Source organism: Hymenobacter sp., assembly GCF_035709525.1.
GTDB lineage: Bacteria > Bacteroidota > Bacteroidia > Cytophagales > Hymenobacteraceae > Hymenobacter.
Window position 1 is genome coordinate 1 of sequence record NZ_DASTEP010000209.1, and the last position, 2,126, is coordinate 2,126.

Below are 2,126 nucleotides of genomic sequence, written 5' to 3' on the forward strand. Positions count from 1 at the left end.
ATGAAGCGAAAGAGATGCTTCGACTCCGCTGCGCTGCGCTCAGCATGACAGACGCGCTTCCTATTCGCAACCCAAATCCAAACCTCCTACCCTACTTCACTTCCCGCACAATCGGGCACTGCAAAACATAAGGGTGCCCCGGCCCCGCGTGCGCGTAAAGCCAGGCCAGCCGCGCGTCGGGGTTAGCGGCAAAGGCAGGCTCGGCCCGCAGCTTGGCCTCAAACTCCGCTTTCACCTTGGGCTCGGTGGCCAGCAGGCGTTCGCCGAGCGCGGCCAGAATGAAGTCGTCGGTGTTGGGTGGGGGCATGAGCATTTCAGGAAAGAAGCCCCAGGCCAGGAAAGAATCCTGGCTTTCGGGCTCTAGTAGCGCGGCGGCTAGCAGGCCTAAAGGCTGGTCGGCGGGCACGCGCACGCTGCCGGTGGGCATGGTTTGCTCGGCGGGCTCGTGCACGAAGGTGGCCGCCAGGGGCACGCGGCCTTCTGTGGGCGGCAGCAGCCGGGGCTCCACTAGCCGCACCTTATCGACGGGCAGCGTGCGCGGGGCCGTCAGGGTTTCGAAGGCGATGCCGTGCAGGCGCAGCCGGTCGAGCACCTCGGCCTGGCCGGCGGGCACCCACCACGCTTTGGGCAACTGCACCGTCTGGGTCCGCTGCTGCCCGACGATGGGCATCCGAAACGTAATGGGCTCACCCAGCCAGCGCTGCTCGGGCCGCCCCGAGGCCGGCGACGGGTACCACTCAAACGCGATGCCCTTGAACTGCTCAATCCAGCCGATGGGCTGCGGCGCGGGCGTCCAGCGCGTGAGCAGCTCGGCGGGGCGGCTGGCGCGGTCCTGCGCCTTGGCGGCGGCAATGCGGGCGGCGTCCTGCGCCGCGATTTTGAGGGCCGCTTCCAGCAGCACGTAGGTGCCGAGCACGCGCTGCCGGTAGGGCTTGAGCATGTGGTTCTCAATCAGCACGGTAGGCACGCTGATAAAGTCGCCGTAGCCGGTGGAGTAGCGCGGGCCCTCGGGGCTGTAGCGGATGCCCTTGCTGGGTTCGCGCGTGTCGATGGGGCTGGGGTAAATAATGGGCAGGTGGCCCGCCTCGGTCAGCGCCCGCAGGGCGGCCGGGCCAAAGCGCCCCTCCAGCCAGTCGGCCGTGGCCCGGTGGCGCGCGTACTTGCCCCAGCCGGCGTAGGTGAAGGTGATATCATACTGCATATCAAATCCTTCGCTGACGTGGCAATCGACGTACAGCACCGGGTCCAGCTCGCGCAGCAGCGCTATCATAGCCCGCGTTTCGGGCGCGTCGGCCTTAGCGTAGTCGCGGTTCAGGTTGAGGTTGCGGACGGTGTTTTCGTAGCCTTTTTCAGCCGGGCCGTTCAGCATGATGAAGTTCCACTTGCTCATCTGCTCGTGGCCGTCGATGTTGTAAATCGGTACAAATACCAAATCCACGCGGTCGAGCAAATCGGCCTTGCCGCGCAGCGCGATGTCGCGCAGCAGCATCAGGCCAGCGTCTTTGCCATCAATCTCGCCCGCGTGGATGCCCGCCTGCACCAGCACCACCGGCTTGGGCGGCCCGCCCTTGCTGGCGCGCACGTACAGCAAATCACGGCCCTCGCCTGTGCGGCCGAAGGTGTGGAGGGTAATCAGGGGCGAGGCGGCAGCGAGCCGCTCCAGCCAGGCACGCACCTCGGCGTAGCGCGGCGTGGTTTGGAAGTTGGCGGCCTCGGCCGGCGTTATCCACGGGTCGGTGGGCTTGGCGATTAATCGCTCGCTGCGGCCCGACCACGGCCGGGTGGGTGGTAAATCCAGGACGTTTTGGGCCAGCATAGTGGTGGAGCTTGCGCCCAGCAGCGCCGCCATGAGGACGGCCGCCCGGCAAGCAGTAGGAACTGCCATAGTAGCTTGGTAAAGGCAGGCGGGTAGCGGCTAGGTTGACCGGCGCCCAGCAGCTGCCGGATAAAAAATACGTGCCGCCCGCCTATGCGAAGGCGGTAGAATTGCTGCAAAAATAATGGCGGCCCTGGAGCAACTACAACATTGTTGCAACTAATACGAATGGCTGCGCTACACCCGTCATGCTGAGCGCAGCGCAGCGGAGTCGAAGCATCTCTATCGGTGAACTAACTTATAACGCCTA

1 protein-coding gene is annotated in these 2,126 nt (G+C 65.2%); it reads right to left on the bottom strand.

The window, feature by feature from the left end:
• Positions 1-91: 91 nt before the first annotated feature.
• Complete coding sequence (locus VFO93_RS18430) at positions 92-1,885, bottom strand: M14 family metallopeptidase (protein WP_325135857.1); 1,794 nt, start codon at positions 1,883-1,885, stop codon at positions 92-94.
• Between the last annotated feature and the right edge of the window lie 241 nt (positions 1,886-2,126).